The organism is Nitrosospira multiformis (genome assembly GCF_900110185.1).
In the GTDB taxonomy this organism is placed as follows: Bacteria; Pseudomonadota; Gammaproteobacteria; order Burkholderiales; family Nitrosomonadaceae; genus Nitrosospira; species Nitrosospira multiformis_A.
The window spans coordinates 1-4,442 of sequence record NZ_FOCT01000031.1; the positions used below are offsets into that span (position 1 = coordinate 1).

The 4,442-nt window shown below is 51.3% G+C and carries 6 protein-coding genes and 1 pseudogene; 2 read left to right on the forward strand and 5 right to left on the reverse strand.

Annotated features, from left to right (window positions below; genetic code table 11):
• Positions 1-184: 184 nt before the first annotated feature.
• Entirely contained in the window at positions 185-334 is a 150-nt protein-coding gene (locus tag BMY01_RS17960; protein WP_175463310.1) for a hypothetical protein, read from the forward strand.
• Here the strand turns inward: BMY01_RS17960 and BMY01_RS16690 are convergent.
• Together BMY01_RS16690 and BMY01_RS16695 are read right to left on the reverse strand one after the other, a co-directional pair.
• A complete protein-coding gene (locus BMY01_RS16690) occupies positions 322-1,569 on the reverse strand; it encodes a diguanylate cyclase domain-containing protein (protein ID WP_254772810.1) in 1,248 nt (415 codons plus the stop codon). The genes BMY01_RS17960 and BMY01_RS16690 overlap by 13 nt on opposite strands.
• Before the next feature lie 169 nt (positions 1,570-1,738).
• Positions 1,739-2,152: a response regulator gene (locus BMY01_RS16695; protein WP_074749237.1), complete on the reverse strand. Its 414-nt coding sequence runs from the start codon at positions 2,150-2,152 to the stop codon at positions 1,739-1,741.
• 349 nt (positions 2,153-2,501) lie between these two features.
• Between BMY01_RS16695 and BMY01_RS16700 the strand changes: the two genes are divergently transcribed.
• Positions 2,502-3,044: a DUF4142 domain-containing protein gene (locus BMY01_RS16700; protein ID WP_074749238.1), complete on the forward strand. Its 543-nt coding sequence runs from the start codon at positions 2,502-2,504 to the stop codon at positions 3,042-3,044.
• Between the two features lie 280 nt (positions 3,045-3,324).
• Here the strand turns inward: BMY01_RS16700 and BMY01_RS16705 are convergent, their stop codons facing one another.
• The 3 genes and pseudogenes from BMY01_RS16705 to BMY01_RS16715 form a co-directional block, all read right to left on the reverse strand.
• Entirely contained in the window at positions 3,325-3,654 is a 330-nt protein-coding gene (locus BMY01_RS16705) for an addiction module antidote protein (protein ID WP_074749239.1), read from the reverse strand.
• Positions 3,651-3,974, reverse strand: a complete 324-nt coding sequence (locus tag BMY01_RS16710; protein ID WP_074749240.1) for a type II toxin-antitoxin system RelE/ParE family toxin — start codon at positions 3,972-3,974, stop codon at positions 3,651-3,653. The genes BMY01_RS16705 and BMY01_RS16710 overlap by 4 nt, the downstream gene beginning before the upstream one ends.
• A 237-nt stretch (positions 3,975-4,211) precedes the next feature.
• A pseudogene (locus BMY01_RS16715) lies at positions 4,212-4,442 on the reverse strand (DNA polymerase III subunit epsilon); the annotation flags it as partial.

Here is a 4,442-nt window from a genome sequence, read left to right on the forward strand (position 1 = left end):
TGAAGGTACTGTCTAAGTGACTTTCCTCGGCTTTGATCGGCAGTTAGGAGCCAATTGTCGAAGCAAATCCTGTCGCCTCCAGAGATCCTGACCCATTGAGACTAGTAAGCTCTATGTTCTCCACATCAAAACCTTCACTTGTATAGTTCCAGAAATGTAAGGTGGTTAATCATGCAGCAGCGAGGTGCCTTGGCGGGATGCGGTAGAGGAGCAGCGGCAGCGGCATAAGGCAGCGGCAGCGGTTGTTAGAGCCGGAGTAGGGGAGATAACGATAGTATTGCTTGATCTGAGTGTCGGCCAAGTCCTTGTTCAATCCGGGCGCTACGGACCATGATAGCAGTTCCTGCCTTGCCCTTTGGCAGAGTACATCGCTTCATCAGCACTGCGCAGCAAGCTGCTGGCATCCTTGCCGCTGTCCGGATAGATACTGATCCCCACACTTGCGGTCAGCACCAACTCATGCTGTCCTATGTGGTAGGGCTGGGATAGGGCTGCAATAATTTTCTCGGCGACCCGAGTGGCGCCGGATGCCGCGTGAATCTGGCTCAGCAGGACAACGAACTCGTCGCCTCCCAGGCGGCTGACGGTATCGGTTTCGCGCACCGTGGATTGCATGCGCTCTGCGACGGCCTTGAGCAGCTTGTCGCCGATTTCATGGCCCAGTGAATCGTTGATCGGCTTGAAGCGGTCAAGGTCCACAAACAGGACTGCGAATTGGGAGGAATAACGGCTTGCGTTTCCGATGGCAGTTTTCATTCTGTCTGCGAGCAACGCACGATTGGGCAGCCCGGTCAGGGGATCGTAATGGGCAAGATACTCGATGCGTTTCTGTGATTCCTTGCGCTCGGTGATGTCCCGTGCAATCTTTGATACGCCAATAATGTTGCCGTCACTATTCTTCACTGCCGATATCGTGACCGAGACATCAATCGGTTTCTTGCCCTTTCCCCATCGCACGGTTTCAAAATGGTCCACACGGTTCCCACTCTTGACGAGGTTCATGATCCCGTTCTCCTCTTCATGGCGGTCGGGCGGAATCAATTCCAATATGGAAGAGCCTATTATTTCGCTTGCCCGGTACCCAAAAATCCGTTCCGCTCCCGCATTCCAGCTCGTGATAATGCCGTCCAGGTCCTTGACAATGATTGCATCGTCCGAGGACTCGACCATCGCGGCCAACTGCGCTTTATACGCCTCTGCCTGCCTGCGTTCAGTAATGTCCCTGAAGCTCCAAATACGCACCATATTCAGTCCTTCCAGGGTCCTGGCTTTTGTATGACGCTCAAATACCCGGCCATCGATGAATTCGAGGATGTCGAAACTTTCGGGCAGCCATGCACCATAAATTACCTCGGTTGAGCGCAGGAATTGTTGAGGATCTCTTAATTGGCTGGAGTAATGTTGGAAAATTGTCTGGTGTCTGACATTGACCCCGACTTCACCTGGAATTCGCCACATATCCATATAAGGCTGGTTATAGCAAAGCACGTGCCCGTGCTTGTTGGTCACCAGAAGCCCATAAGGTGTCGATTCTACGATGGCTTGCAGCATGGAGAACGAATGATTCAATTCCGACCTTTCCTTTATTGCAGAGTTTTAATCAAGAAATAAATTGCAAGACCGAGCGTGAGGAGCGCCCCTTTTGAGATCCCAGCATGCCCGACGTTCAAGGGAAAACCAGGAAAGCCGGATTGATGCTGTGTAAAGAGGCAGTTCGAAAGTTGAACAGGTGCCAATTTCAGGGCATCTCGCTGATCGTCCAGTACGCATTGATCGGCCGCATGACTTCGACGAATTGCTGATAGTCAACGGGCTTGGACATATATCCCGCAACGCTGAAATTGAAGCTATTCAGCTTGTCGTGCTGTTCATCCGATGTGGTCAGTACCACCACTGGAACACGCCTTAGCTGCTCATCACCTTTTGCCGCTTGCAGGAATTCAATCCCGTTCATGATGGGCATGTTCAAGTCGAGCAAAATGATGCAGGGTTTCTCACTTTTCTCATCCCGGAGGTAATTTAACGCGTCCTCCCCGTTTTCCAGGTGAACGACCCGATTCGTCACGTGAATCTGCTTGAGCGCCCGGATAACCGTCATCATGTCCACCTGGTCGTCTTCGACGAGGAGAATGGGCTTGTTCGTGACCCTCATATCATCTTCTCCTTTGTTATACGTTGCCTGCCGGCTATTCGCTATTCAGCAGCCTCGGCATGGCATTGGACATTGGAGATCAGATTAATACCAATCAATAGCTCATACTGTTCGGTATGTCACACTCATATAAAGAGACTGCGAGCGCAGGGATTTCGTAGGTTCGTTAACGAACATATTCCTGACTCAAAGATTGTCAGAATGAAGATCGGGGGAAGCGTTGCCGCAAATCGAAGGTTCCCGCATTCAAGATAGGAATGAGGCGACCAAGGTTCACTTCGATTAACGAGTCGATGTTCTATTGACGAGACGGTTGTTCCCTCACATATCAAACCAAGGAGAAGAACCAATGAAAAATTATTTACTCGTCTTGACGATTGCTCTGACGCTTCCCGTCTTTACTGTTAACGCCGGAATCGCCGATATGTTGGGCGGCGATCTTAATGACGCGGAAATAGCCCATGTTGTGGTTACCGCAAACGATGTGGACATTGAGGCTGGCAATCTTGCCAAGAAAAAAGCAACCGCCGAAGATGTTCATGCCTACGCTCACCGGATGATTGCCGACCACACCGATGTTAACCAGCAAGCGAAGGATCTAGTGAAGAAACTTAACGTGACGCCAAAGGACAACAAGGTCAGCCAGAGCCTCAAAGCGGATGGCAAGAAGAATATGGAAAAGTTGCAGCGCCTGAGCGGTAAAGAATTTGACGAGGAATACATAGACGGTGAAATTGCCCTTCATAAGAAAGTAATTGACGTAGCCGATGACAAGCTCGTCCCGAATGCCAAAAATGAAGAACTAAAAGCGCTGCTGATGAAGGTACGTCCTTCGCTTGTCTCTCACCTCGAGCATGCCCAGAAACTCGAGGAAACCCTGGACAAAAAGTAAGTAACCCAAGAACGGAAAGCTTCGTTATTGAGCTTCTCCGGGCACGCTTGACCCACCCCGTTTGGATGTTGCACAAATTTTTCGGGCAACATCCTCTCTCGCGCTACCCACCCACTTTAAACATGACCCAATCGAAAGCCACCATTATTGAAGTGGTCTAGTCGATTTATCCTCCGGGCTGGAACTTAACGCGTGACGCCGATACGCATGATAGCGAACAGTCCTGGACAAGATCTGTAGAGGGAGATTTATTATGAAGCGGAAACAGAGCCTAGAACTTTTAACCGTGCACGTGATGCTCAGGCTCAACGGATAATCGCAGTCCAACTGTCTTGAGAACTGCGAGCAGGGTTTTGAGAGTAGGGTTTCCTTTTGGCGATAAGGTGCGATACAGGGATTCACGGCTGATGCCGGCTTCCGCTGCAACCGCGGCAAGTCCGCCATAGGCTTCAGCCACGGTGCGAAGCGCCAACAGGCCAGCAGCCCGGTCGTCGGGATTATCGAGCGATTCCATCGCTGCCTTTAGATACTCGACTGCCAGTTCGCGGTCAGCGCTCAGTTCAGCGATCTCCCGTTCATGGTGCGAGACCGCACCCTTCAATTTGCTCATGCTTGCCTCCGTTTCCAGTCCATCCAAAGTGTCTTGGCTTGCTTAATATCTGCTGTCTGCGAACGCTTGTCGCCTCCACACAGCAGGATTACAACGGATTTCCCGTGTCTTCCAAAATACACCCGATATCCGGCGCCGACATGAACACGTAATTCCGTCACTCCTTCGCTGATCGGCTCGCAGTCACCGAAGTTGCCCGCCTGGATTTGGCGCAAACGAATCCGAATACGTGCCTGGGCAACTTTATCGCGCAGCGTATCAAGCCACTCAGTGAAAGGTTCGCGCCCATCATCACGCTGGTACCGGAAAAGCTCTATCATGCCCCTATTGTAGCTTAAAAGCTACAAGGGCAAACGAAGAAGAGAATCCGAGCATTAATCATCTTGTCAGGCTCGCTGCATTGAGCCGACGCCGCTGCGTGAAGAATTGGCGAGGCATTCGCGCCACTCCCTTTGACGCTACCTGATTTTCTATACGGAAGTTCAAATAAAGTGCGGATAGAACGTATCCTGCCTGGCTCCAGGCTATCGAGTGATTACTTTGGAAGCTGAAGGGCTTTAATCGACGCCAAACGTAATCACCTCTGTTTGCTTTCCCAGGGTCTTTAGCAGCAGCTTGTAGGTATCGAGATCAAACTTCATGGATGAGCGCGTCCCGGGCACATCGTCCAGGGCGGCTTCATTGTCTACTGTCCCCAGGTGGCACCAGTAGTCGAAGACATGCACTTCCGATCGGCCGGATGACGCATTGTATTCCCGTATGCCGATCCTGCCGGGATAGGGCCATGA

What these genes read in the sequence shown, in the direction of transcription:
- BMY01_RS16695 (WP_074749237.1), bottom strand. Translation starts at nt 2,152, where the DNA reads ATGAGGGTCACGAACAAGCCCATTCTCCTCGTCGAAGACGACCAGGTG.
- BMY01_RS16700 (WP_074749238.1), top strand. Translation starts at nt 2,502, where the DNA reads ATGAAAAATTATTTACTCGTCTTGACGATTGCTCTGACGCTTCCCGTC.
- BMY01_RS16705 (WP_074749239.1), bottom strand. Translation starts at nt 3,654, where the DNA reads ATGAGCAAATTGAAGGGTGCGGTCTCGCACCATGAACGGGAGATCGCT.
- BMY01_RS16710 (WP_074749240.1), bottom strand. Translation starts at nt 3,974, where the DNA reads ATGATAGAGCTTTTCCGGTACCAGCGTGATGATGGGCGCGAACCTTTC.